Below are 22,292 nucleotides of genomic sequence, written 5' to 3'. Positions count from 1 at the left end.
TACACACGGGCACCGACAAGTGACTGCGGCCTGGTCAGCGCGGCATCGTACGCCCGCGGCGTCGCTCAGAACCGGCCGCGGCCGCGCCTGCCGCGGTGACGATAACGGCCAGCCCAACGAATCCGAGTGGTACCGAGGAAGCCGCCGCGATCGATGCGACGATGAGGGGACCCGCGGCGTCACCGCTCTCCCGCCCGATCTCCGCGGCGCCCATCGTCTGGCCGAGGCGCTCCGCGGGCGTCGTCTGCGCCAGCATCGTGAAGGCCAGTGGTGTGATGACGCCGCAGCCCACACCGATCACAACGGCGGCACACAGCAGTCCGGTGAGGCCGGGCAACATCGCGCTGGCCACACCGGCAGTGGTGAGCACGAATCCGCACGCGATGCCGGCCCCCAGGGTGATCCTTCCGGCGTCGAACAAGCGCCCGGCTACGGGCTGTGCAACGGCGGTGGCCAGCGCGAGCACAGAGACGACGGCGCCGGTCACGACCGGGCTCAGGCCGGCCTGCGTACCGAGAACCGGAAGGAAACCGACACCAGCCGACAGGGCCGCTGTGGCTGCGGCCAGCGCGAGTGTCGGAGTGACAAAGGAGCTTTCGGTGAATCTGCGCAGGGTGTCGAGCAGAGTCTGACGTCGCCGCGGCTGCGGAGTGACGGCCGGTACCGCGGAAGCGGCCCACAGTGCGACGCCGGCGCCGAGGACGGTCAGCACTGCGAAAAGCAGTTGCAAACCGCCGAGTGTCACGATCAATCCGCCCAGTAGCGGCCCGAGCGTGTAACCGACGGACTTGTAGGACCCGTAGGTGCCGAAGGCGCGGCCGTGGGAGCCCGCCGGGGTCAGCAGCGCGACGAGGGCGGAGGCGGCAGGGGAGAAGGCGGCCGCGCCGATGCCCTGGCCGAATCGCGCCACCCACAGCCACGCCGGATCGTCGGCCACCACGTACGTCGCCGACGCCGCGGCGAAGATGAGCAACCCGGCGATGAGCACGGTGCGCGCGCCGATGCGGTCGGCCAGTGTCCCGAAAACAGGCTTCAGCACCACCTCCGCCCCGTCGTAGATCGCGAGCAGCGCACCGAGCGTCAGCAGTGAGGCGGCGGTGCCGGTGGTGGTCGTGCCGAGCATGCCGGCCACGGCATGTGCCCCGAAGGCCGTGGTGAAGCCGGCCGCCAACAGCGGTGCGCGCGCAGCGGTGCCGCTCATACCGCGCGCAACCTCAGGCCAACCACGCGCCGATGCGTCGCACGGCCTCGTCGATGTCCGACGAGGGACCCGCGAACGACAGCCGGACAAAGGATCCGCCGCGGGTCGGGTCGAAGTCGATACCCGGTGCGATCGCGACTCCTGTGTCGGCGAGCAACTTCGAACAGAACGACAGCGAATCCGAGGTCAGATGCGAGACGTCGGCGTAGACGTAGAACGCCCCATCGGTCGGCGCCAGGCGGTCGATACCGAGGCCCCGGAGCCCGTCGAGCAGCATCCCGCGGTTGGCAGCGTAGTGGTGCAGCAGCGCGTCGGACTCCGAGATGGACTCCGGGGTGAACGCCGCGACGGCGGCGTACTGCGGCAGAGTCGGCGGGCAGATGGTGAAGTTTCCGGTGAGACGGTCGACTGCCCGCTGCAGCTCCTTCGGCACCAACAGCCAGCCGAGCCGCCAGCCGGTCATCGCGAAGTATTTCGAGAAGCTGTTCACCACAATCGAATCCCGCGATGTCGCCCAGGCGCAGCTGACGGCGGGAGCACCCTCGTAGACCAGACCGTGGTACACCTCGTCGCTGATCAGGCGCACCCCGCGCGACGCGCACCAGGAAGCGATCGCGGAGAGCTCGTCCGGCGGGATCACCGTGCCGGTCGGGTTGGCGGGACTGGCGACGATGACGCCGTGTAGGGGCGGATCGAGTTCCTCGAGCATCTGCACCGTCGGCTGGAAGCGGGTTGCGGCGCCGCAGGGTATCTCCACGACCTCGCAACCCAGCGCGGAGAGGATGTTTCGGTAACAGGGGTAGCCCGGGCTGGCGATCGCCACCCGGTCGCCGACGTCGAAGCTGGCCAGGAACGCCAGCAGGAAGCCACCCGACGAGCCCGTGGTGATGACCACGTCATCCGGATCCACCTGCAGCCCATGGCGATCCAGGTATGAATGCGCGATGGCCGCGCGCAGTTCCGGGATTCCGAGCGCGACGGTATAGCCCAGTACGGTGGTCTCCAGCGCCTCCTTGGCCGCAGCCCGCACGGCTGCAGGAGCGCCCGCGCTGGGTTGGCCCGCCGACAGGTTGACGAGGTCGCCGTGGGTGCGCTGCCGTTCGGCGGCGGCCAGCCACACGTCCATGACGTAGAAGGGCGGAATCCCCGCGCGTAGAGCGACGCTCATCGGGAGCACTCCGTCACCTGGTCGAGATCGTGGAAGAACCCGTGCACGTCGGCGTAGTAAAACGGCTTGAAGGCGCCGTACACGCCCTTCCAGTCGGGCGCCCAGGTGATCAGAGCTTCGAGAAGCGTTGCACAGGAGGCTTTGTCGAGTGATTCGCTGACGAGGACGACCGGCGGCCTGCAGTTGTCGTATCGAGCGACGATCCTGGTCGTCGACGCGTTCTCGGGTGTGGTTTTCCATACATCCTCGAGGACCATCGTCGCCCGGACCCGGCCGGCGACAACGGCGTCGATCTGTCCCTGCCAGGGGGGAACCGCAACGAAATGCATCGGGGGCTGCCCGGTGAACAGAATGGCGGGAGCGAAGTAGCTCGATGTGCACGACGTGTTGATGTAACCGCATTGCGCGCCGGCCAGGTTGTCCAGTCCGGTAGCCGGGTCGTCGCGGCGGACCACGAGCACGCTGGTCTGGCGGGGCTCGCCGGTGAACTTCGACGTTGCGATCGCCAGGCCGCGGTAATGGTCATCACCGCTTCGGAGCAAGCGGTGCAGGCTGGGTGCCGGGACATACGCGATGTCCGGCTGATGGTGCGCCAGCGCCCGGTCGATGCCCGCGAGGTCGGTGCTCTCGGTCGCGGTGATCCCGGCTGCCGCGAGAAGTGTGGTCCACGGCTCGTCGCAGGCGGGCAGGCCGAGGTTTCGATCCACGACGAAGCTCAACATTGCCGCGAGCCTACGTCGCAAGCCCACCGGCCAACGCTAGAACACCTCGGATTCGAGGCGGCGCAGGTGATCGCGCGGCGGCCCGAGCAACTGTGCACTGCCGTGTGCGCGCTTGAAATAGAGCTGGATGTCGTGCTCCCAGGTGATCGCGATACCGCCGTGCATCTGCACGGCTTCGGCGGCAACCTTGGTGAATGCCTCGCTCGCCGAGAACCGGGCCAGGGCGGCCGAGGTCGGTGACGGCGCGGCGATCGCCTCGTCGACCACCGCACGCGCGGACTGAACCGCGACGTACAGGTCGGCCATCCGGTGCTTGAGTGCTTGGAAACTGCCGATGGGCCTGCCGAACTGCACCCGGTCCTTGGTGTACTGCACCGTGAGATCGAGGCAACGCGATGCGGCACCGATCTGCTCGGCGGCCAGCAGCAGCGCGGCGGTGTCGGCCAGTCCCGGGTCCGCGGCGATATCGGTGCTCTGTTGAACCTCGAGGCCGGCCAGCCGGCGGGTCAGGTCCATCGCGTCCAGTCGTGTCGCGGTGAACTCGGTCCACCGGGTCAACCGGTCACCGTCCGCACCGACCACCACGTCGGCGATGTCGCCGTTGATCACATAGTCGGGGTCGAAGACCACCGTGCCGACCCGGGTCCCCTCGGCCATACCCTCGAGCGCTTCGGTGTCCGGCTCATCTGCGGCCAGCAATGCCAACTCCGCGAGAGTGGTTCCCAACAACGGAGTCGGAACCAGCGCCTTGCCGAGTTCCTCGAGCACGACCGCCGCATCCGCGAGCTCACCGCCCGCGCCGCCCAGCTCCTCGGGCACCACCAGCGCTGCCGCGCCGACCTGCTCGCACAGCAGCGTCCACAACGATTCGTCGTATCCCCGTTCGGATTCCATCGCCGCACGTACCGCAGCGGGTGAGGCGTGCTTGTCGACCAGAGCAGCGACGGTCTCGCGCAGCAATTGGCGTTCTTCACTCATGAGAGGGCCTCCAGTACGCGCCGACGGTGGACGGCGGGATCTCCCCACGCCGAGCGCAGCGCCTGCGCACGCAGCAGCCACAACGACAGGTCATGCTCCTGGGTGAATCCGATCGCGCCATGTGTCTGCAGCGCGGAGCGAGCCGCCAGCAGCGCCGCCTCGCCGGCCGCGGCCTTGGCGGCGCTCACATCACGCGCCGTGTCGGCCGAGTTCTCGGCGAGCGACAGGGCCGCGCCGTACACCAGCGGCCGGGCCAGCTCCACCGCGATGTGCACGTCGGCGAGTTTGTGCTTGATCGCCTGGTAGGTGCCGATGATCTTGCCGAACTGGCTGCGCTGCTTGGCGTATTCGACCGACATGTCCAGCATCGCCTGGCCGGCGCCCACCAGTTGGGCCGCCGTGGCAAGCACACCGAACTCATAGGCACGCGCCACGTCGGCCGCCCTGCCGTCACCTGAAGCGTTGACGTCGAACAGCTTTCGGCTCGGGTCGACCGATTCGTGCTGGGTCCCTGCGGTGCCGTCACGTACCTCGCCGTCCGCCGCCACCAAGATCAGGCCCGCGGTGTCGGCGTCGACGGCCCTGGGTACCTGTGGCGGCAGGGCGACGGTCGCGATCAGCTCACCGGACGCCAAGCCGGCACAACGCTCGTCGTCGGCGAGCAGAATCGGCGCGACCGCAATGGATTCGGCCACCGGGCCGGGAACGCACCACCGGCCGAGCCGCTCGGCGGCGACCACCAGGTCGACCGGATGAGCCTCGATGCCGTCGTACTTCTCCGGCACGAGGAGCGCCGTGACGCCGAGATCGGTCAGCTGCGCCCACACCTTGCGGCCCGGCGACGTGTCCCCGGCGGCCCAGGCCCGAACCGCACCGGGCAGGTCGGCGGCGCCGAGCGCGGCGTCGATGCTGGCGGCGAAATCGCGCTGCTGTTGGTCCAATTCGAAGTTCATGTGGTTACTTTCGCGGCAGGCCCAGCAGGCGCTCGGCGATGATGTTGCGCTGAATCTCGTTGGTTCCCGCGTAGATCGGTCCGCCGAGCGAGAACAACAACCCCTCGGTCCAGCCGTCGGCGAGCTCGGCGTCGGGACCGCGCATATCCAGCGCGGTCTGGTGGATGGCAACGTCGAGGTCCGACCAGAACACCTTGGTCACACTGGACTCGGCACCCAGTTCACCGCCCGCGGCAACGCGCGTCACCGTGCCGAACGTGTGCAGCCGGTAGGCCTGCGCCTTGATCCACGCGTCGGCCACCCGCTCGGCATAGGCCGGGTCCGGGTTCTCTTTCCACTGCGCCACAAGCCGTTCAGCGGGGGCCAGGAAGCGGGCCGGGCTTCGCAGTGACATACCGCGCTCATTGCTCGATGTGCTCATCGCTGCGCGCCAGCCCTCGTGTACGTCGCCGATGACGTCGTTGTCGGGCACGAACACGTCGTCGAGGAAGATCTCACCGAAACCGGTGTCACCGCCGAGTTGCGCGATGGGTCGGACCGTGACGCCGTCGGCCTTGAGGTCGAACATGAAGTACGTCAGGCCGCGATGGCGTTCGGCTTCGGGGTCGGAACGGAACAGCCCAAAGGCGCGCTCCCCGAACGGCGCGCGGGAACTCCAGATCTTCTGCCCGTTGAGCAGCCAGCCGCCGTCGGTCCTGGTGGCCGTCGACCGAAGCGACGCCAGGTCACTGCCCGACTCGGGCTCCGACCAGGCTTGCGCCCAGATCTCCTCGCCGCTGGCCATTTTCGGCAGAACGCGGTCGAGTTGCTCCTCGGTGCCGTGGGCGAACAGAGTCGGCGCCAGCATCGACGTGCCGTTGGCGCTGGCGCGGCCGGGGGCACCGGCACGGAAGTACTCCTCCTCGTACACCACCCACTGCAGCAGGCTCGCGTCGCGGCCGCCGTACTTCTCCGGCCACGTGATCACGGACAGCCCGGCGTCGTAGAGCACCTTGTCCCAACGCCTGTGCTGTTCGAAACCCTCTGCGGTGTCGTAGGACTTCGTGGGGAACTTGTCTCTGTTCTTGGCCAGGAACTCGCGCACCTCGGCCTGGAACTCGAGGGTCGCGTCGTCGAAATTCAGGTCCATCAGGAAGATCCAGCCCTCTCACGCAGCAGCGGTTTGACTACCTTGCCCCCGGGGTTTCGCGGCAGCGCATCGAGAAACTCGACCGAGCGGGGAGCTTTGAAGTTCGCCAGATGCTGCCGGGTGTAGGCGATTACGGCGTCCTCGTCGAGTTGGGCGCCGGGCTTGGCCACGACGTAGGCCTTGCCGACCTCACCGAGCCGGTCGTCGGGCACGCCGATCACCGCGGCTTCGGCCACCCCGTCGAGCCGCGCCAGCATCTGCTCGATCTCGGCGGGGTAGACGTTGAACCCGCCGCAGATGTACATGTCCTTGAGGCGGTCGGTGATGCGCAGGTTGCCGTTCTCGTCGACGGTGCCGACATCACCGGTGTGCAGCCAACCGTCGGAATCGATGGCCGCCGCGGTGGCTTCGGGGTCGTCGAGGTAGCCCAGCATCACGTTCGGTCCCCGCAGCAACACCTCGCCGGCGTCGTCCTCGCCGGGGTTGTCAATGCGCAGTTCGAAATCCGCGATCGGCCGGCCCGACGTGGTGGCCACGGTGACAGCGTCGTCGTCGGGACGGCACATCGTCCCGAAACCGCTCGCCTCGGTGAGGCCGTAGGCGGTCAGCACGATGTCGATGTCGAGTTCGGTTTGCATCCGCTCGATCAGCACGACCGGGATGGTCGCCGCGCCGGTGACGGCGAACCGCAGCGACGTCAGGTCGTAATCGGCGCGCTTGGGATGGTCGAGCAGCGTCTGGTAGATCGTCGGCGGCCCCGGCAGCACGGTGATTCGGTGTTCCTGAACGGCCGACATCGTCTTCTCGGGGTCGAACGTCAACTGGGGAATCAGCGTGGCGCCGGTCTGCAGGCAGGCAAGGATTCCCGCTTTGTAGCCGAAGTTGTGGAAGAACGGGTTGATGCACAGGTAGCGGTCATCGCTTGCCAGCCGGCCGCACTCGGCCCACGCCGCCGGTGCGTCGAGCGACTGGCGGTGTGCACACAGCACGCCCTTGCTGCGGCCGGTGGTTCCGGAGGTGAACAAGATGTCGGACACGTCGTCGGATTGCACCGCGTCGGCGCGCGCATCCACGGCGTCCAGGTCGGTGCCCCGCGCGACGAACTCGTCCCAGGTGCCGTCGTCCTTGTCGACCGGCACCCGGACCACGTGGCGTAGCTGCGGCAGTGCGGAGCGGTCGATGGAGGCGGCCTTGTCGGCACCGAGGAACTCACCCGATGCGAACAGCAACGGGGCGCCCGTGCGCGAGAGGATGTCGGTGGCCTCGCTGTCGGTGTAGCGGGTGTTGAGAGGGACGACGACGCCGCCCGCGTAGTGGGTGGCCAGGCAGGCGACCACCCAGTGCCAGGTGTTGGGGGACCAGATCGCGACGCGGTCACCGGGGTTGATGCCGTGGTCGATCATGGCCGCGGCCGCTCTGCGGACCTCGTCGCGTAGCTGGGCGAACGTGACGGTGCGATGTTCCGTGACCAGTGCATTGTGGTCGGAAAACCGGTCGGCAATACGGTCCAAGACCTGGGGAATGGTCCTTGGATCCGAACTCATCGCTGCTCCTCTAACAAAGCAAGTGCTTGGTAGGTTAGCCTACAAGGGTGATTGAGGTCGAGGAGTTCCGGGCCGAGGTCCGCGACTGGCTCGCCGACAACCTGGTCGGGGAGTACGCCGCACTCAAGGGCCTCGGCGGGCCGGGCCGGGAGCACGAGGCTTTCGAGGAACGCCGAGCGTGGAACCAGCACCTGGCGGCGGCCGGATTGACGTGTCTGGGGTGGCCAGAAGAGCACGGCGGTCGCGGGCTGTCGGTTGCGCACCGGGTGGCGTTCTACGAGGAGTACGCGATCGCGAACGCTCCTGCGAAGGTCAACCACTTCGGTGAGGAGTTGCTCGGGCCGACGTTGATCGCGTACGGCACCCCCGAACAGCAGAAGCGATTCCTGCCGAAGATCCTCGACGTCACCGAGCTGTGGTGTCAGGGCTATTCCGAGCCGGGTGCCGGCAGCGACCTCGCCAACGTGTCGACCACCGCCGAACTCGACGGCGACCAGTGGGTGGTCAACGGGCAGAAGGTGTGGACATCGCTTGCGCACTGGGCGCAGTGGTGCTTCGTCGTCGCCCGCACCGAGAAGGGCTCCAAACGACACGCGGGCCTGTCGTACCTGCTGGTGCCGCTGGATCAGCCGGGTGTGGAGATCCGGCCCATCGTCCAGCTGACCGGTGACTCGGAGTTCAACGAGGTCTTCTTCGACGACGCCCGCACAGACGCGTCCCTGGTGGTCGGTGAACCGGGCGACGGCTGGCGCGTGGCGATGGGCACGCTGACCTTCGAGCGCGGCGTGTCGACGCTGGGCCAGCAGATCGAGTACGCACGTGAGCTGTCCGGTGTCGCGGAGTTGGCGAAACGAACTGGCGCGGCGGACGATCCACTGATCCGCGAGAGGTTGACCCGGTCCTGGGTGGGACTACGGACGATGCGCTCGTATGCGCTGGCGACGATGGACGTGGAACAAGCGGGTCAAGATAATGTGTCGAAGTTGTTGTGGGCCAACTGGCATCGCGAACTCGGCGAGATCGCGATGGACGTGCTCGGTCGTGAAGGTCTGACGCTGACCGACGGCGACTTCGACGAATGGCAACGGCTGTACCTGTTCTCGCGCGCTGACACGATCTACGGCGGGTCCAACGAGGTGCAGCGCAACATCATCGCCGAGCGGGTGCTCGGCCTACCCCGAGAGGTCAGGCCTTCGTGAACCTGTCAGAAGCCCCGAAAGAGATTGAGGGACACGGCCTGCTGACCGGCAAGGTCGTCGTCGTGACGGCCGCCGCGGGCACCGGAATCGGGTCCGCGGTGGCGCGCCGGGCGCTGCTCGAGGGTGCCGACGTGGTCGTCTCCGACCATCATGAGCGGCGGCTCGGCGAGGCTCGCGATCAGTTGCTCGAACTCGGGTTGGGGCGGGTCGAAAGTGTCGTCTGCGACGTCACCTCCACCGCGCAGGTGGATGCGCTGGTCGCCTCGACGACGGCGCGGATGGGTCGGCTCGACGTGTTGGTCAACAATGCCGGCCTCGGCGGGCAGACACCCGTCGTCGACATGACGGACGAAGAATGGGATCGCGTCCTCAATGTCACGCTCACGTCGGTGATGCGCGCGACGCGGGCGGCGCTGCGGTACTTCCGCGAAGCCGACCACGGCGGCGTGATCGTGAACAACGCCAGCGTATTGGGTTGGCGCGCACAGCATTCACAATCGCATTACGCCGCGGCCAAGGCCGGCGTGATGGCGCTGACCCGGTGCAGTGCGATCGAGGCCGTCGAGTACGGCGTGCGCATCAATGCTGTCTCGCCGAGCATCGCGCGGCATAAGTTCCTGGAGAAAACCAGCTCGGCAGACCTGCTCGATCGGTTGTCGGAGGGGGAGGCGTTCGGACGCGCCGCCGAACCGTGGGAGGTCGCCGCCACCATCGCGTTCCTGGCCAGCGACTACTCGAGTTACCTGACTGGAGAAGTGATTTCGGTGTCGAGCCAGCGGGCCTAGCCGGTGATCCGCCTGTCGGCGGTCCGCCGTGTACCAGCCTTGTAGGCGATCAGATAAAGGATTGGGAAGGCGCCGAGGGTCAGCACCGTCAAGAGCCCGAGTTGTATCTTCTGTCCAGCGGCGATGACCCTGCGGGCCAACGCATCGCGGTATCCGAGCGAGACGGCGATGAACACGGCGATGGCGCCCATGCCAACCGGGAGCCAGGCCGCAGCGCCGTCGGCGACATAAGACACACCGCTTGTAACGAGTATCGCCACCCCCAACACTGTCAGCCACCACGTCTTCGAGGGGGTCAATCCGAGTCCGTAGTCGTCGATCGTGTTCGGGTCGGCGAACAGCGAGAAGGTTTTGCCGCGAATAGAGATGAACTCGGTGTGGACGTATGCCACGCCGGTGATAGCACATGCGGCGAAGAGCGACATCATCAGTCCCGGCCCCCAGTCGTGGGGATAGGCCATGAAGAACACCGACACAGTCGTTATGACGGCGCCGGACCAGTAGACGATGCGCCCGATATGCAGGGGCAGCCATCCCGCGACAATCGCGATGGCGAGTCCGCCGAAAGCGACAAACATGAAGAAGTCGTTCATCAATTACCAGCCATTTTCTGATGAATCGTTTCGCCGATCTGCTCGCCGCCGAGGGACCCGATGGAACCCAAAATGAACGCGCCCGCGAAAACACCTACTGGACCTGCAGGGGCCCCGAGCCATGCGCCGACGGCAGCCATTCCTGAGGCACCCACCATGCCACCACCGGTCTTGGCAGCAACCTCGCCGAGTGGTGTTCCCGTTCGCCATTCGTAGATTCCGACGCCGAAGTCGACGAGGTTCCCTGCCACCCCTAGGTTGCCTCCGACCTTCTTGAGCACTTCGACATCGCTTGGCGAGAAAGTCGTCACATCGGGCTTCCAGTGCTCGCCGGTGGGCAGCGATTGAGCGAGATAGTCAAAAGCCTTCGCCCCACCCGCGATTGGTTTGTTTGCAGCAGATGCCGCGTCCGCGAGATCTTGCGGGACGATGCCCCGCGCCATGCTGTCGGTTGCAGCGGCGGCACCTTCGGACGACATACCGGCCCGCATCAACTGCTCCTGTACGCGGGATATCACCAACTCCCGTGTCAGAGCTTCAGTTTGATTGACCATCGCCGTGGCCTTATCAGTCAGGTGATGGCTTCGCCGGCCGAACGCACCGCCGCCGCGCCGGACTCGTCTCGTTGATCGAAAGTGGTGGCTCCGTCGCTGGCCTTGGTGGCGAAACCGTCGAAGGTGGCGTGGTGCCAACGCATGGTCGCGGCTTGTGCTTCGTGCGCTCGGCCCAAGGCGTTGTGGAACTCGTGCGCGGCGTCGAAGTTACCGAAGATCCCAGCGGGCAGCGACGTGGCCGCGAACTCCTCTGCACCCCGTTTCACGATCTCACCGGCGCTTTTGGCGAAGTCGGCTCCCATCCGCAGCATCTCGGTATCGACGAACATGATTCGAGCCTAAGCGGATGCCACGAGGGTTCCGCGCACAGATTCCGGGTCAACCAATGCGGAAGCCGTAGCGTCTCAGGGGCTCCAGGGGCACGTCGCTGTCGCCCTCGACGACCACGAGCCAATGCTTGCCGTTGTCGTCTACATGAGTGGCATGGCGGTGCGCTGTGCGCATCCCGGCGAGGTCACCGTCGAGGGTGTCCTCGTCGTCGTACGCCCCGATGACGATCGTGTCGATGGTTCCGGGCGCAATGCACGCGACGTAATCGATCGCTTGGGGTAGCGGCGACTGAGGCGAATCCTCCAACACCATACGACTGCCGCAGGCTGCCGTGATCCAAGCAAGGCCGTAGCGAGTGCGCAACGGCGATTGAGGCGCGGCTGTGGTTGTGTCCGACGTGGCGATGGTTTCCGATGAAGAATCGGACCATGGATCCGTGACGTACAGCACGGCCGCTACCAGCAATGTCGCCAATACGATGACGTCGACGAGGACGAGGATCTTCGTGCGCCGGGTCAGTCGGTTCCAGAATCCAGAGGGCTGGCGGGGCGCGTCGGTCACCGCTCATGTGTACCGACCCTCGGGTTTGAGAACGCACACGGCAGTAGCCGAGCAAGCGCTTGGTTGATACGCTGTGTCGGTGGATCAGGTGCCACAGAAGCAGCCGGTGAGCCAGCCCCCGACGCGTCGGGACGAGCTACTCGAACTCGCCGCGACGATGTTCGCCGAACGGGGCCTGCGCGCGACCACGGTGCGCGACATCGCCGACTCCGCAGGCATCCTCTCGGGCAGCCTGTATCACCACTTCTCGTCGAAGGAGGAGATGGTCGACGAGGTCCTGCGCGGCTTCCTCGACTGGCTGTTCACCCGCTACCAGGAGATCGTCGACACCGAACCCAACCCGCTGGAGCGACTCAAGGGCCTGTTCATGACCTCGTTCGAGGCGATCGAGCACCGGCACGCGCAGGTCGTCATCTATCAGGACGAGGCCAAGCGGTTGTCCGGGCAGGAGCGGTTCTCCTACGTGGATCAGCGCAACAAAGAGCAACGCAAGATGTGGCTGGACCTGCTCAACCAGGGCGTCGAAGAGGGTTACTTCCGGCCCGACATCGACGTCGATCTGGTGTACCGGTTCATCCGCGACACCACCTGGGTTTCAGTCCGCTGGTATCAGCCGGGCGGACCGCTCACGGCCGAAGAGGTCGGCCGTCAGTATCTCGCTATCGTTCTTGGTGGCATCACGAAAAAATGAGGAAACAATGACCCCAACATCGCAGGCTTACGTCATCGACGCCGTTCGCACCGCAGTCGGCAAGCGCAACGGATCGCTGGCCGGTGTGCATCCCGTGGATCTGGGCGCTGCCGCATGGCGCGGCCTGTTCGACCGAGTCGACGTGGATCCCGGCGCGGTCGACGACGTCATCGCCGGTTGTGTCGATGCGATCGGTCCGCAGGCCGGCAACATCGCCCGGCTGTCGTGGCTGGCGGCGGGTTACCCCGAAGAGGTTCCGGGCGTCACCGTCGACCGCCAGTGCGGGTCCAGTCAGCAGGCGGTTTCCTTTGGCGCACAAGCGATCATGTCCGGTACGGCCGATCTCATTGTCGCCGGCGGTATGCAGAACATGAGTCAGATCCCGATCTCGTCGGCGATGACCGTCGCCGAGCAGTTCGGCTTCACCTCGCCGACCAACGAATCCAAGAGCTGGCTGCACCGCTACGGCGACCAGGAGATCTCACAGTTCCGCGGCGCCGAGCTGATCGCGGAGAAGTGGGACATCTCCCGCGAGGAGATGGAGCAGTACTCGCTGACCAGCCACCAGCGTGCACAGGAGGCGATCCGCTCCGGTCACTTCGAGAACGAGATCATTCCGGTCGACGGGTTCGCCACCGACGAGGGCCCGCGCGACACCTCGCTGGAGAAGATGGCCGGGCTCAAGACCCTGGTCGACGGCGGCCGGCTGACCGCCGCGATGGCCAGCCAGATCTCCGACGGCGCCAGCGCAGTGCTGCTGGCTTCCGAGCAGGCCGTCAAGGACCACGGACTCAAGCCCCGCGCCCGCATCCACCACATCAGCGCCCGCGGCGCCGACCCGGTGTTCATGTTGACCGGGCCGATCCCGGCGACGGAGTACGCGTTGAAGAAGACCGGCCTGTCGATCGACGATATCGACACCGTCGAGATCAACGAAGCCTTCGCGCCGGTCGTGATGTCCTGGCTCAAGGAGACCGGCGCCGACCCCGCGAAGGTGAACCCCAGCGGCGGCGCGATCGCGCTCGGCCATCCGCTGGGCGCCACGGGCGCGAAGTTGTTCGCGACGATGCTGAACACGTTGGAGCGCAGAGGCGGTCGCTACGGTCTGCAGACGATGTGCGAAGGCGGCGGCACCGCCAACGTCACGATCATCGAGCGTCTCTAGGCCTCCTGCGGCCTGTCGGCCTTGCCCGCGAGGAGCTCTCGCATCGCCGCGAATCCGTCGTGGCGGTGCGCGCCGAGCGCCCACACCACGGTGATCACGGGCAGCAGCGCGAAGGCCGCCCACCAGTTCGCACCCGCTGGAAGCAGATCGGCGATCACTTCCGTTCGCGGAGTCCCGTTCACGGCGGCCGGCAGCCACTCGTTGAGCAGGACCGCCAGCATGCGGGAGGTCTGGAACGGCCCGACGCTGGTCGCGATAATCCAACTGGCACAGGAGATCCCAAGCGACCACGGCCACGCCAGCAGCAGTGATTGCCTGTCCACCAGCTCGGCGGCGCAGCGCACGGTCTCGGCGAGGTAGGCGACGCCGAGCGCGGCCAAGAGAACCCCGATCTGCGCGGTGAGCAGGTCGTTGACCACCGGATGCGCCAGTTCGTCGTCGGGCCGGGTCGGCAGCCCGATGGCCAGGGCGACGAGACCGGCTACAAGCGCGAGGGTCGCCAGTCGCGCGGCCGTGTCGCTGACGCGGTCGAACGAGTCGACGACGGTGCGAATCACCAGCCGTGACGCCGTAGCCGGCGCGGTTCGATAGACGACCACCAGCACCAGACCGGACACCACGATGGCGATCAACCACGTCATCACCGCCGTGCCCACGGCGGTCAGGGCCAGCGATCCCAGCAGCGGGACCAGCACGTCATCGGTGCTGACGCTGCTGCGGATGACGATCAGTGGCACGGCGCCGAACGCCACGACACCGGCCAGTCCCAACACCAACGGGAACGTGAACCGGGTGAGATCGGCGGGATTGAGGTCCAGCTTGCGATTGCGGACGGCGTGGATCTCGGTGCTCAGCACCGACCGCACGTGCGACAGCCAGCGCACCTATGCCTCCGGCATCGCGTCAGTGGTCGTGGATGATCACGCCGCGGATGTTGCGCCCCGCCAGCATGTCGTCGTAACCCTCGTTGATGTCGTTGAGTTTGTATTCGGCAGTGACGGTTTCGTCGAGCAGGAGCTTGCCGTCGCGGTAGAGGTTGAGAAGCCGCGGGATGTCGGCGCGCGGATTGGCCTCACCGTAGAGGCTGCCCAGCAGCCGCTTCTGGAACAGCGTCATCATCGCCATCGACAGCGTCGGCGTGACATCGGCCATCGACGCGATCGCGGTCATCACGACCGCACCGCCCTTGCGGATGATGTTGAGCGCCTCGTCGATCATCCGCCCTTCGAGGACGCCCATGGTCAACAACGCGGAATCGGCCATCACGCCGCGGGTGAGCTCACCGACCAGTTCCATGGCCTCGGGCATGGACGTCACGAAGTGGGTGGCACCGAACTCGAAGGCCTTCTCCCGCTTGCTTTCTACGAGATCGACGACGACGATGTGCTCCGCGCCGGCCAGGCGCGCACCCTGAATCGCGCCGCTGCCGATACCGCCGCATCCGATGATCACGACCGTGTCTCCGGGGCTGACGTCGGCGGTGTTGACGGCCGAACCCCAACCCGTCATCACCCCGCAGCCCAACAGGCAGGCCCGCGCCAGCGGGAAGTCGTCGTCGACCTTGACCACCGATGCCTCCGACAGCGTCCCGTACTGCGAGAAACTGCCCACACCGGAGAGGATTCCGACGTCCTTGCCCTGCACCTTGCGCCGGTATGTTCCGTCGGCCTGCAGGCCGACCAGGATCAGCGCGCCGAGGTCGCACAGGTTCTGATGTCCGCTCGCGCACCAGCGGCAACGCCCGCAGGCGGGCAGGAACGACGTGACGACGTGGTCACCGACGTTGAGGTCACGCACCCCAGGACCGAGTTCGACGACGACACCCGCGCCCTCGTGGCCGCCGATGATCGGCAGCGGCACACCGGCGAAGTCACCCGTGACGACATGATGGTCCGAGTGACACAGCCCGGTCGCCTCGAAGGAGACGAGCACCTCGCCTTCTTTCGGACCATCGAGGTCGATCTCCTCGATGCTCCACGGCTCGTTGAGTCCCCACAGAACGGCGGCATTGGTCTTCATGGGCGCGAGTGTAGGAAAACCGCTTCCGGATTACGGGCGAATCGAAGGGCTTACCGTTCAGTGTGCGAGAGCCAGCCCGCCGAGTGCGACGATCCAGCTCGCGAAGCTTCCGACAAGGAAGTACTCGGTGATCTCGTCGATTCCGATGCCCCCGTTCTCGCGTGCCTTCTGCGCGTTGATCTCCGGGAACCGGATGATGCTCTTGGCGGCGACGACGGCCGTGGCGGCGGTGAGCTGGCCGGCCAGGCCGAGCCCGAGGATGAGCACCCGCTCCATGGGACCGAGCAGCCTGCCGCCCTTCAACCGGTCCGAGGCCTGGGGCTGCCCCTCCGGTTTGACCGCGCCGACCGACCCAAGCACCAAGCGCACCAACTGATTCCCGGTCACCAGTTGCATGAACATCACGCCGACGATCATCAAGAGCCGGTCGGGGGACACCTCGATGCCGACCCAGGCCGGCCACCGGGCCGCCACCCCCGCCACCTCCGAGCTGAGGCCCGAGAGCAGGATCAGCACCCCGAGCGCACCGCCGAAGACGACCAGCGGCGTCACCTGATGCCGACCGGTGCGTTCGGCGCGCGCGCTCAGCACCACCCAGCCGACGCCGCTTAGCGCCGCCACAACGAGCAGCGCGATGTCGCCCCACCGCCACAGCCCCGCCATCGCCGCGCATCCGATCACGACAACGGGTGCCGCCGCGGCGGGCAGCCACACACGATCGACGAGCCGTCGAAGGACATCGGCGGTACCGATCGCGATCAGCAGCACCGCGACCGCGCTCATGGCACGTCCCGCAGATACTGCGCCGCGAGCAGGATCAGGTCCAACCCGTCGCGACCCGCGCGTTGGGACACCGCCGACGCGCTGATGCCCTCGTCGGCGGCGATGTCCTTCTTGGTCTTGCCGGTCAACAGTCCCTTCACAATCCTCAATGAGCGGTCATCGAGCGATCCAATCAGATGGTCCCGACACAACAGTGCGGCGTTGATCGCCTCCAGATCGCGGCGGTTCTCGCCCTCGGCCCGAAACGATGTGCGCACCAAGGCCAGACCCGGTTGGCGTTGTGCGGATGCGGTCCACTCGATCGCCTCGCGGGCGGCCCACCAGCCCGGTCCGTCCTGGATTCCGGAGTCGGAGTCCAATACGGTCACGGCGCCCCAGCCGATGCCGAATCGGACGTCGATACCGGGCGCAACGGCCAGACGAATGGCGAACGCCGCTTCGATCGCGGCGCCGACCGTCCGATAGCTGCCCTGAAACTCGTCACCGACCGTGAACGCGGGTGCGTCGATCGCGTCGCCGGCGGCGTCGACAAGCGCTTTGTTGAGTGCGCGGTGCGTGGCGGTGCGATCGGCCACCCGGCGTGAGCCGATCACGTCGCCGATCAACGTGGCGCGGGCGTGCGGTGAAGGCGACCGCTTCAGTCCAGGCACATGAAGATTATAGCTTCACTACCACAAAATTAAGCAATAGCCTTCACTCGATGTATCCGCTGGCCTGTCGCAGCTGCGTAACCGCGTCGGCCACGATCGTCTCGATCAGCTCCGCGCAGGACGGCAGATCGTCCAAAATGCCCGCGACCTGGCCGGATGCCAGCACACCCGCATCCGTATTGCCCTCGACCAAACCGGCTTTCAGGAGCATCGGGGTGTTGGCGGCCATCACCACCTGCGACCACGTCAACTCCTTGCCGTGCCGCATCTCCAAGCCGTCGCGGATCATCGACCGCCACGTCATACCCGACATCTTCTTGAACTTCTGCGCGTTGCGGACGGCCGCCGAGAAACCCCGCAGTCGCGATCCGCTCTCCAGCTTCTCGACCAGGCCGGTGCGCAGCACCCGGTGCGGCATTCCGTCGACACGGGTCGACACGACGGTGCCGTCCAGTGCCGATTCGAGGTACCGACGCTTGACCGCTTCGGGAACCGTGGAGTCCGACGTCAGCAGGAATCGAGTCCCCATGGCGACGCCCGCCGCACCGTAAGACAATGCCGCCGCGAGCCCGCGGCCGTCGAAGAAGCCGCCCGCCGCAACGACCGGGATGTCGACAGCGTCGAGCACGGACGGCAACAGCAGCGTCGTCGCGATCGGCCCGGTGTGGCCGCCGCCTTCACCGCCTTGCACGATCACCGCGTCGGCGCCCCAGCCGGCCACCTTCTTGGCGTGCTTGGCCAGACCGACCGACGGAATCACCACGACGCCGGCGTCTTTGAGCTTGGCGATCAGCTCGGGTTTGGGCGCCAGTGCGAACGAGGCGACCTTGACGCCCTCGCGGATCAGCAGGTCGATCCGTTCGCCGGCGTCTCCCGCGTCGGCGCGGATGTTGATGCCGAAGGGTTTGTCCGTGGCGCTTTTGACCTTGGTGACCGCCGTCTGCAGTTCCTCGAGCGTCATGGTCGCCGACGCGAGGATTCCGAGGCCGCCGGCGTTCGACGTCGCCGAAACCAGCCGTGCGCCCGCCACCCAGCCCATGCCGGTCTGGACCACCGGGTGCTCGATACCGACGAGCTCGGTCAGCGGTGTGCGCAACGTGGGCTTACCCGGAGTGCTCACCGGATTTCCTTGTCCCGCAGTCCCTTGGGGTCGATCACCTCGCGGATCAGTTTCTGCTCGGCATCGGTGGGGAACCGGGTCTGCTCGGCGGAGTCCAGCCCGTGCACCTCGAACGAGGTGTTCTCGGCGACCTGTTCGGGTTCGATACCGGGATGCAGTGACACCGCCCGCATCTGATGGTCGGGGCCGTTGAAGTCGAATACGCCCAGGTTTGTGATCACCCGGTACACGTTGACGAACCGGTATGCGGGGTTGTCGGGATCGACTTTGTCCCAACCGATTCCGGAGACGATGTCCACGGACTCACCGAACACGCGCTTCGAGTGGTTGCCCACCCAGTAGCTGGTCGCGTGGTTGATGGTGTTGCCCGGGGCCCCGCGTACGCCGAACATCTGGCGGGTCGGATGCTGCAGCGGTCCGAACGCCGACAGGTTCTGGTTGCCGTAGCGATCGATCTGGTTGGCGCCCATGACCACATGGCGTCGGCCCCAGGCCAGCGTCTCGAAGACCCGGCCGAACGGCATCCAACCTTCGATCGCCCCTGCGGCCCCGAGCGCGGGCGTATCGGCCAGCAGTCGCGCTTCGCCGTCGGTCAGCAGGATGTCGGGGGAGAAGGTCAGGCGGGCCAGTCGGGCGCCGATCGAGACCATGGTCGTCATCGGGCTGACCATGATCTCACCGGCGTCGCGGAACAACTCGGCACACGCGACGGCGCACACTTCGGCTCGGGACACCGACATCATTGCTGCTCCTTGAATTCTCGCACCGCGGCCTGGTAGTCGGCTTCGGTGCCGGACAGATAGGTCTGCACGAACTCCTGCCACGAATCGTCGGATTTGGCCGCTTCGGCGTAGTGCCGCTGGAACTTCTCGTCACGACGGTAGTCGGGTTCGGCGGTGGTGAAGTGGGCACCGTTGGGCGCCTCGACGACGGTGTCGACCATCATCCGGTTGATCAGAAGCGCTTGTGGCGGAACCGCTTTGACCAGCTCGTCGGTCGGCACCACCCGCTCGACCGACAGGAACCGGCGCTCGGCCGCCATCAGGTACAGGTCGTCGAAGTAGGGATCGATGCCGGTGTAAGCCGCATTGCCCGCAGCATCACCGAGATTCATGTGGACGAAGGCGGCGTCCAAGGTGAGCGCGGGCATCGCGACGAGTTCTTCGTAGGACTCGCCGGTGGGGTAGGGGGACCGCACGGTCTTCAGTTCGTCTCCCCAGAACGCGCGGACGTCGCTGCCCAGCCCGGCCCGGATCGGCAGGAACGGCAGTCGCTGCGCCGCGGCCTGCAGCCCGCACCGAAGCATGCCCTCGTCCATCTCGCGGGCCTCGATCGCGCCGGTCGTGCGCGCCTTGGCGAACCACGGGTCGTAGAACGGCGGCGAGTCGAGCGAGACGAAGCCGTAGTAGACGCGTTTCACCTTGCCCGCCGAGCACAGCAGCCCGAGGTCGGGACCGCCGTAGGTGACGACGGTGAGGTCGGTGACGTCGGTGCGCAGCAACGCCCGCACGAACGCCATCGGCTTGCGCCGAGAACCCCAGCCGCCGATGCCGATGGTCATCCCACTGCGGATCTGCGAGACCGCGTCGTCGAGAGTTGTTCTCTTATCGCTCATTGCGTCCCCGCTCCCTTGTCGGTGCCCGCGAACGCGTCGCGGTGTTCGTCGGACACGCCCGCGAGGTTCAGCTCGAACGTGAAGCCCTGCTCCATGCGATAGCTGGAGTTGACCCTCTGCACATCGATGAAGTTCAGCGCCTCCTTGGCCGCGCGGATCACGCGGGTGTCCTTGGCGGCGATATCGCGCGCGACACGGAGCGCGGCCTCGTCGAGTTGATCGCGCGGGACCACTTCGTGCACCGAGCCGAAGTGGTGCAGCGTGGCCGCATCGACGGTGGCGGCGGTGAAGAACAACCGGCGCATCATGTGTTGCGGCACCAAGCGCGACAGGTGGGTCGCCGCGCCGAGCGCGCCGCGCTCGACCTCGGGCAGCCCGAACGTCGCGTCGTCCGATGCGACGATGACGTCGGCGTTGCCGACCAGGCCGATGCCGCCTCCGACGCAGAACCCGTTGACCGCGGCGACCACCGGGACCGCGCACTCGTAGACCGCCTTGAACGCCGCATAACAGCCGCGGTTGGCGTCGATCAGCGCGGTGAAGCCCTCCGTGCGCTGCATCTCCTTGATGTCGACGCCGGCGTTGAACCCACGGCCCTCCGCGCGCAGGATCACGACGTGCGTCTCGGGATCGGCGCCGGCATCGGTGATCTCGTCGGCGAGTTCGAACCAGCCGCGCGACGGAATCGCGTTGACCGGGGGGTAGTCGACGGTGACCGAGACGATTCCCGGTTCGGTGATGGTACGAGTGATGGTCATCTGAGCTCCCGAAGACTTCCTGGGTCCGGTAGGAAAGCAAGCACTTGCTTGGTACGCTAGCACAGTGACCGACCTGCAAGACATGAACCTGGCCCTCGAAGGCAGGGTGGTGCTGGTGACCGGCGGCGTGCGGGGGGTCGGTGCCGGCATCAGCGCCGTGTTCGCCGAGCAGGGCGCCACGGTCGTCACCTGCGCCCGCCGGCCTGTCGAGGGATTGCCATACGAGTTCCATGCGTGCGATGTGCGGGACGACGACGCGGTCGCCTCCCTGGTCGAGACCGTCGCCGAGCGTCACGGTCGTCTCGATGTGGTGGTCAACAACGCGGGTGGTTCACCGTATGTGCTCGCCGCCGAGTCGTCGGCCAAGTTCAGCCGCAAGATCGTCGAACTGAATCTGCTGGGCCCGCTTTCGGTGTCGACCCACGCGAATGCGGTGATGCAGAAGCAGGACCGTGGCGGGTCGATCATCAACATCGCCAGCGTGAGCGGCCGTCGGCCCACGCCGGGCACCGCACCCTACGGGGCGGCCAAGGCCGGCATGGAAAGCCTGACCTCCACGCTGGCGGTCGAGTGGGCGCCGAAGGTGCGCGTCAACTCGGTGGTCGTCGGGATGGTCGAGACCGAACAGTCCGAACTCTTCTACGGCGACGCGGATTCCATCGCGGCGATCTCGCGCAACGTTCCGCTGGGCCGGCTCGCCAAACCGGCCGACGTGGGCTGGGCCGCGGCGTTCCTGGCCTGCGACGCGGCGTCCTACATCAGCGGCGCATCGCTCGAGGTGCACGGTGGCGGTGAACCACCGCATTACCTCGCAACCACCACTGCTGACATCAAGTAGCGCGCTCAAACAACCAAGGAGACAACAGATATGGGATTGCTCGACGGTCGAGTGGTCATCGTGACGGGATCCGGCGGCGGCATCGGCCGCGCACACGCTCTTGCATTCGCCGCCGAAGGCGCCCGCGTGGTCGTCAACGACATCGGGGTCGGCCTCGACGGCTCACCCGCGGGTGGTGGCAGCGCCGCACAAAGCGTTGTTGACGAAATCACCGCCGCCGGTGGGGAAGCCGTCGCCAACGGCGCCAACGTCGCCGACTGGGCGCAGGCCGAGGGTCTGATCCAGACCGCGGTCGACACATTCGGTGGGCTCGACGTGCTGGTGAACAACGCCGGGATCGTGCGCGACCGGATGTTCGCCAACACCAGCGAAGAGGAATTCGACGCCGTCATCGCCGTGCACCTCAAGGGACACTTCGCCACCATGCGCCACGCCGCGGCGTACTGGCGGGCCCAGTCCAAGGCCGGCAATCCAGTGGACGCGCGGATCATCAACACGAGCTCGGGGGCCGGCCTGCAAGGCAGTGTGGGACAGGCGAATTACAGCGCCGCCAAGGCGGGCATCGCGGCCCTGACCCTGGTGGCCTCCGCCGAGATGGGGCGCTACGGCGTCACCGTCAACGCGATCGCCCCGTCGGCGCGGACCCGGATGACCGAGACCGTGTTCGCCGACATGATGGCCACCCAGGATCAGGACTTCGACGCGATGGCGCCCGAGAACATCTCCCCCCTGGTGGTCTGGCTGGGAAGCGTCGAATCCAAGGATGTCACCGGCCGCATGTTCGAGGTGGAAGGCGGCATCGTGCGGGTCGCCGAGGGCTGGGCACACGGGCCACAGGTCGACAAGGGCGCGCGGTGGGATCCCGCCGAACTCGGCCCGGTGGTCACCGATCTGCTCGCCAAGGCGCGTCCACCCGTGCCGGTCTACGGCGCCTGA

Annotated in this window: 25 protein-coding genes; 6 read left to right on the top strand and 19 right to left on the bottom strand. The window is 66.7% G+C overall.

Translation table 11 applies throughout. From position 1 onward, the window contains the following. Positions 1 to 34: 34 nt before the first annotated feature. The 7 genes from RMCN_RS22860 to fadD3 are packed head-to-tail and all read right to left on the bottom strand — an operon-like array spanning position 35 to position 7,695. Positions 35 to 1,201, bottom strand: a complete 1,167-nt coding sequence (locus tag RMCN_RS22860) for an MFS transporter (RefSeq protein ID WP_067393974.1) — start codon at positions 1,199 to 1,201, stop codon at positions 35 to 37. 13 nt (positions 1,202 to 1,214) lie between these two features. After that, positions 1,215 to 2,369, bottom strand: coding sequence for a pyridoxal phosphate-dependent aminotransferase (locus RMCN_RS22855; protein WP_067393971.1), 1,155 nt, complete (start codon positions 2,367 to 2,369; stop codon positions 1,215 to 1,217). Continuing rightward, positions 2,366 to 3,091, bottom strand: a complete 726-nt coding sequence (locus RMCN_RS22850; RefSeq protein ID WP_067393969.1) for a PhnD/SsuA/transferrin family substrate-binding protein — start codon at positions 3,089 to 3,091, stop codon at positions 2,366 to 2,368. The genes RMCN_RS22855 and RMCN_RS22850 overlap by 4 nt, the downstream gene beginning before the upstream one ends. A gap of 36 nt (positions 3,092 to 3,127) precedes the next feature. Then, positions 3,128 to 4,069: an acyl-CoA dehydrogenase IpdE2 gene (ipdE2, locus tag RMCN_RS22845; RefSeq protein WP_067393965.1), complete on the bottom strand. Its 942-nt coding sequence runs from the start codon at positions 4,067 to 4,069 to the stop codon at positions 3,128 to 3,130. Next, positions 4,066 to 5,022 carry an acyl-CoA dehydrogenase family protein gene (locus RMCN_RS22840; protein WP_067393963.1) on the bottom strand — a complete coding sequence of 319 codons (957 nt, stop codon included), beginning with the start codon at positions 5,020 to 5,022 and terminating at the stop codon, positions 4,066 to 4,068. The genes ipdE2 and RMCN_RS22840 overlap by 4 nt, the downstream gene beginning before the upstream one ends. A 4-nt stretch (positions 5,023 to 5,026) precedes the next feature. Further along, positions 5,027 to 6,151 (bottom strand): acyl-CoA dehydrogenase family protein, encoded by a 1,125-nt coding sequence (locus tag RMCN_RS22835; RefSeq protein WP_067393961.1) that lies wholly within the window; start codon positions 6,149 to 6,151, stop codon positions 5,027 to 5,029. After that, on the bottom strand, positions 6,151 to 7,695 hold the full coding sequence (fadD3, locus tag RMCN_RS22830) for a 3-((3aS,4S,7aS)-7a-methyl-1,5-dioxo-octahydro-1H-inden-4-yl)propanoate--CoA ligase FadD3 (RefSeq protein WP_067393959.1): 1,545 nt from the start codon (positions 7,693 to 7,695) through the stop codon (positions 6,151 to 6,153). The genes RMCN_RS22835 and fadD3 overlap by 1 nt, the downstream gene beginning before the upstream one ends. Positions 7,696 to 7,742: 47 nt before the next feature. Here fadD3 and ipdE1 point away from each other — a divergent pair, with 47 nt between their 5' ends. Both ipdE1 and ipdF read left to right on the top strand, forming a co-directional pair. Continuing rightward, positions 7,743 to 8,894: an acyl-CoA dehydrogenase IpdE1 gene (gene ipdE1 / locus RMCN_RS22825; protein ID WP_064412776.1), complete on the top strand. Its 1,152-nt coding sequence runs from the start codon at positions 7,743 to 7,745 to the stop codon at positions 8,892 to 8,894. Beyond that, positions 8,891 to 9,679, top strand: coding sequence for a (5R,7aS)-5-hydroxy-7a-methyl-1-oxo-2,3,5,6,7,7a-hexahydro-1H-indene-carboxyl-CoA reductase (ipdF, locus tag RMCN_RS22820; RefSeq protein ID WP_064347925.1), 789 nt, complete (start codon positions 8,891 to 8,893; stop codon positions 9,677 to 9,679). Before ipdE1 ends, ipdF begins: the two co-directional genes overlap by 4 nt. Here the strand turns inward: ipdF and RMCN_RS22815 are convergent. From RMCN_RS22815 to RMCN_RS22800, 4 genes are read right to left on the bottom strand one after another with little or no spacing between them, the layout of a single operon-like run. Beyond that, positions 9,676 to 10,272: a hypothetical protein gene (locus RMCN_RS22815; RefSeq protein WP_067393950.1), complete on the bottom strand. Its 597-nt coding sequence runs from the start codon at positions 10,270 to 10,272 to the stop codon at positions 9,676 to 9,678. The genes ipdF and RMCN_RS22815 overlap by 4 nt on opposite strands. Next, entirely contained in the window at positions 10,272 to 10,826 is a 555-nt protein-coding gene (locus RMCN_RS22810) for a hypothetical protein (protein ID WP_067393948.1), read from the bottom strand. Before RMCN_RS22810 ends, RMCN_RS22815 begins: the two co-directional genes overlap by 1 nt. 17 nt (positions 10,827 to 10,843) lie before the next feature. Continuing rightward, complete coding sequence (locus RMCN_RS22805) at positions 10,844 to 11,155, bottom strand: DUF2563 family protein (protein WP_067393946.1); 312 nt, start codon at positions 11,153 to 11,155, stop codon at positions 10,844 to 10,846. 49 nt (positions 11,156 to 11,204) lie between these two features. Further along, the gene (locus tag RMCN_RS22800) at positions 11,205 to 11,717 is read right to left on the bottom strand and encodes a hypothetical protein (RefSeq protein WP_067393944.1); all 513 of its coding nucleotides are present in this window, start codon (positions 11,715 to 11,717) and stop codon (positions 11,205 to 11,207) included. Between the two features lie 106 nt (positions 11,718 to 11,823). On the opposite strand from RMCN_RS22800, the gene kstR2 reads away from it, so the two are divergent. Both kstR2 and fadA6 read left to right on the top strand, forming a co-directional pair. Beyond that, entirely contained in the window at positions 11,824 to 12,408 is a 585-nt protein-coding gene (gene kstR2, locus RMCN_RS22795; RefSeq protein WP_064348195.1) for a TetR family transcriptional regulator KstR2, read from the top strand. Between the two features lie 7 nt (positions 12,409 to 12,415). After that, a complete protein-coding gene (fadA6, locus tag RMCN_RS22790) occupies positions 12,416 to 13,573 on the top strand; it encodes a steroid 3-ketoacyl-CoA thiolase FadA6 (protein WP_067393938.1) in 1,158 nt (385 codons plus the stop codon). Here the strand turns inward: fadA6 and RMCN_RS22785 are convergent. The 8 genes from RMCN_RS22785 to echA20 are packed head-to-tail and all read right to left on the bottom strand — an operon-like array spanning position 13,570 to position 20,518. Then, a complete protein-coding gene (locus RMCN_RS22785; RefSeq protein WP_067393937.1) occupies positions 13,570 to 14,457 on the bottom strand; it encodes a hypothetical protein in 888 nt (295 codons plus the stop codon). The genes fadA6 and RMCN_RS22785 overlap by 4 nt on opposite strands. A gap of 19 nt (positions 14,458 to 14,476) precedes the next feature. Next, complete coding sequence (locus RMCN_RS22780) at positions 14,477 to 15,592, bottom strand: NDMA-dependent alcohol dehydrogenase (protein WP_067393935.1); 1,116 nt, start codon at positions 15,590 to 15,592, stop codon at positions 14,477 to 14,479. Between the two features lie 57 nt (positions 15,593 to 15,649). Beyond that, on the bottom strand, positions 15,650 to 16,375 hold the full coding sequence (locus tag RMCN_RS22775; protein WP_067393934.1) for a hypothetical protein: 726 nt from the start codon (positions 16,373 to 16,375) through the stop codon (positions 15,650 to 15,652). Continuing rightward, positions 16,372 to 17,025, bottom strand: a complete 654-nt coding sequence (locus RMCN_RS22770; protein ID WP_110765916.1) for a SatD family protein — start codon at positions 17,023 to 17,025, stop codon at positions 16,372 to 16,374. Before RMCN_RS22770 ends, RMCN_RS22775 begins: the two co-directional genes overlap by 4 nt. Before the next feature lie 43 nt (positions 17,026 to 17,068). Beyond that, complete coding sequence (ipdC, locus tag RMCN_RS22765) at positions 17,069 to 18,145, bottom strand: (3aS,4S,5R,7aS)-5-hydroxy-7a-methyl-1-oxo-octahydro-1H-indene-4-carboxyl-CoA dehydrogenase (protein WP_234787753.1); 1,077 nt, start codon at positions 18,143 to 18,145, stop codon at positions 17,069 to 17,071. Beyond that, the gene (gene ipdB / locus RMCN_RS22760) at positions 18,142 to 18,888 is read right to left on the bottom strand and encodes a cholesterol ring-cleaving hydrolase subunit IpdB (protein ID WP_067393932.1); all 747 of its coding nucleotides are present in this window, start codon (positions 18,886 to 18,888) and stop codon (positions 18,142 to 18,144) included. The genes ipdC and ipdB overlap by 4 nt, the downstream gene beginning before the upstream one ends. Beyond that, a complete protein-coding gene (ipdA, locus tag RMCN_RS22755; protein ID WP_067393929.1) occupies positions 18,885 to 19,760 on the bottom strand; it encodes a cholesterol ring-cleaving hydrolase subunit IpdA in 876 nt (291 codons plus the stop codon). Before ipdA ends, ipdB begins: the two co-directional genes overlap by 4 nt. Then, positions 19,757 to 20,518, bottom strand: coding sequence for a (7aS)-7a-methyl-1,5-dioxo-2,3,5,6,7,7a-hexahydro-1H-indene-carboxyl-CoA hydrolase (echA20, locus tag RMCN_RS22750; protein ID WP_067393927.1), 762 nt, complete (start codon positions 20,516 to 20,518; stop codon positions 19,757 to 19,759). The genes ipdA and echA20 overlap by 4 nt, the downstream gene beginning before the upstream one ends. An 82-nt stretch (positions 20,519 to 20,600) precedes the next feature. On the opposite strand from echA20, the gene RMCN_RS22745 reads away from it, so the two are divergent. Both RMCN_RS22745 and RMCN_RS22740 read left to right on the top strand, forming a co-directional pair. Next, the gene (locus tag RMCN_RS22745) at positions 20,601 to 21,356 is read left to right on the top strand and encodes an SDR family oxidoreductase (RefSeq protein ID WP_201028925.1); all 756 of its coding nucleotides are present in this window, start codon (positions 20,601 to 20,603) and stop codon (positions 21,354 to 21,356) included. 30 nt (positions 21,357 to 21,386) lie between these two features. Continuing rightward, the gene (locus tag RMCN_RS22740; protein ID WP_067393922.1) at positions 21,387 to 22,292 is read left to right on the top strand and encodes an SDR family oxidoreductase; all 906 of its coding nucleotides are present in this window, start codon (positions 21,387 to 21,389) and stop codon (positions 22,290 to 22,292) included.

Source organism: Mycolicibacterium novocastrense (assembly GCF_001570485.1).
Taxonomy (GTDB): Bacteria; Actinomycetota; Actinomycetes; order Mycobacteriales; family Mycobacteriaceae; genus Mycobacterium; species Mycobacterium novocastrense.
The sequence above is the reverse complement of the archived record's forward strand: the minus strand, read 5'-3'. Positions and strand labels throughout refer to the sequence as shown.

What these genes read in the sequence shown, in the direction of transcription:
- RMCN_RS22850 (WP_067393969.1), bottom strand. Translation starts at nt 3,091, where the DNA reads ATGTTGAGCTTCGTCGTGGATCGAAACCTCGGCCTGCCCGCCTGCGAC.
- echA20 (WP_067393927.1), bottom strand. Translation starts at nt 20,518, where the DNA reads ATGACCATCACTCGTACCATCACCGAACCGGGAATCGTCTCGGTCACC.
- fadA6 (WP_067393938.1), top strand. Translation starts at nt 12,416, where the DNA reads ATGACCCCAACATCGCAGGCTTACGTCATCGACGCCGTTCGCACCGCA.
- RMCN_RS22815 (WP_067393950.1), bottom strand. Translation starts at nt 10,272, where the DNA reads ATGAACGACTTCTTCATGTTTGTCGCTTTCGGCGGACTCGCCATCGCG.
- ipdE2 (WP_067393965.1), bottom strand. Translation starts at nt 4,069, where the DNA reads ATGAGTGAAGAACGCCAATTGCTGCGCGAGACCGTCGCTGCTCTGGTC.
- RMCN_RS22860 (WP_067393974.1), bottom strand. Translation starts at nt 1,201, where the DNA reads ATGAGCGGCACCGCTGCGCGCGCACCGCTGTTGGCGGCCGGCTTCACC.
- ipdA (WP_067393929.1), bottom strand. Translation starts at nt 19,760, where the DNA reads ATGAGCGATAAGAGAACAACTCTCGACGACGCGGTCTCGCAGATCCGC.
- fadD3 (WP_067393959.1), bottom strand. Translation starts at nt 7,695, where the DNA reads ATGAGTTCGGATCCAAGGACCATTCCCCAGGTCTTGGACCGTATTGCC.
- RMCN_RS22855 (WP_067393971.1), bottom strand. Translation starts at nt 2,369, where the DNA reads ATGAGCGTCGCTCTACGCGCGGGGATTCCGCCCTTCTACGTCATGGAC.
- RMCN_RS22745 (WP_201028925.1), top strand. Translation starts at nt 20,601, where the DNA reads ATGAACCTGGCCCTCGAAGGCAGGGTGGTGCTGGTGACCGGCGGCGTG.
- ipdB (WP_067393932.1), bottom strand. Translation starts at nt 18,888, where the DNA reads ATGATGTCGGTGTCCCGAGCCGAAGTGTGCGCCGTCGCGTGTGCCGAG.
- RMCN_RS22775 (WP_067393934.1), bottom strand. Translation starts at nt 16,375, where the DNA reads ATGAGCGCGGTCGCGGTGCTGCTGATCGCGATCGGTACCGCCGATGTC.
- RMCN_RS22810 (WP_067393948.1), bottom strand. Translation starts at nt 10,826, where the DNA reads ATGGTCAATCAAACTGAAGCTCTGACACGGGAGTTGGTGATATCCCGC.
- RMCN_RS22740 (WP_067393922.1), top strand. Translation starts at nt 21,387, where the DNA reads ATGGGATTGCTCGACGGTCGAGTGGTCATCGTGACGGGATCCGGCGGC.
- RMCN_RS22805 (WP_067393946.1), bottom strand. Translation starts at nt 11,155, where the DNA reads ATGTTCGTCGATACCGAGATGCTGCGGATGGGAGCCGACTTCGCCAAA.
- RMCN_RS22840 (WP_067393963.1), bottom strand. Translation starts at nt 5,022, where the DNA reads ATGAACTTCGAATTGGACCAACAGCAGCGCGATTTCGCCGCCAGCATC.
- RMCN_RS22835 (WP_067393961.1), bottom strand. Translation starts at nt 6,151, where the DNA reads ATGGACCTGAATTTCGACGACGCGACCCTCGAGTTCCAGGCCGAGGTG.
- RMCN_RS22780 (WP_067393935.1), bottom strand. Translation starts at nt 15,592, where the DNA reads ATGAAGACCAATGCCGCCGTTCTGTGGGGACTCAACGAGCCGTGGAGC.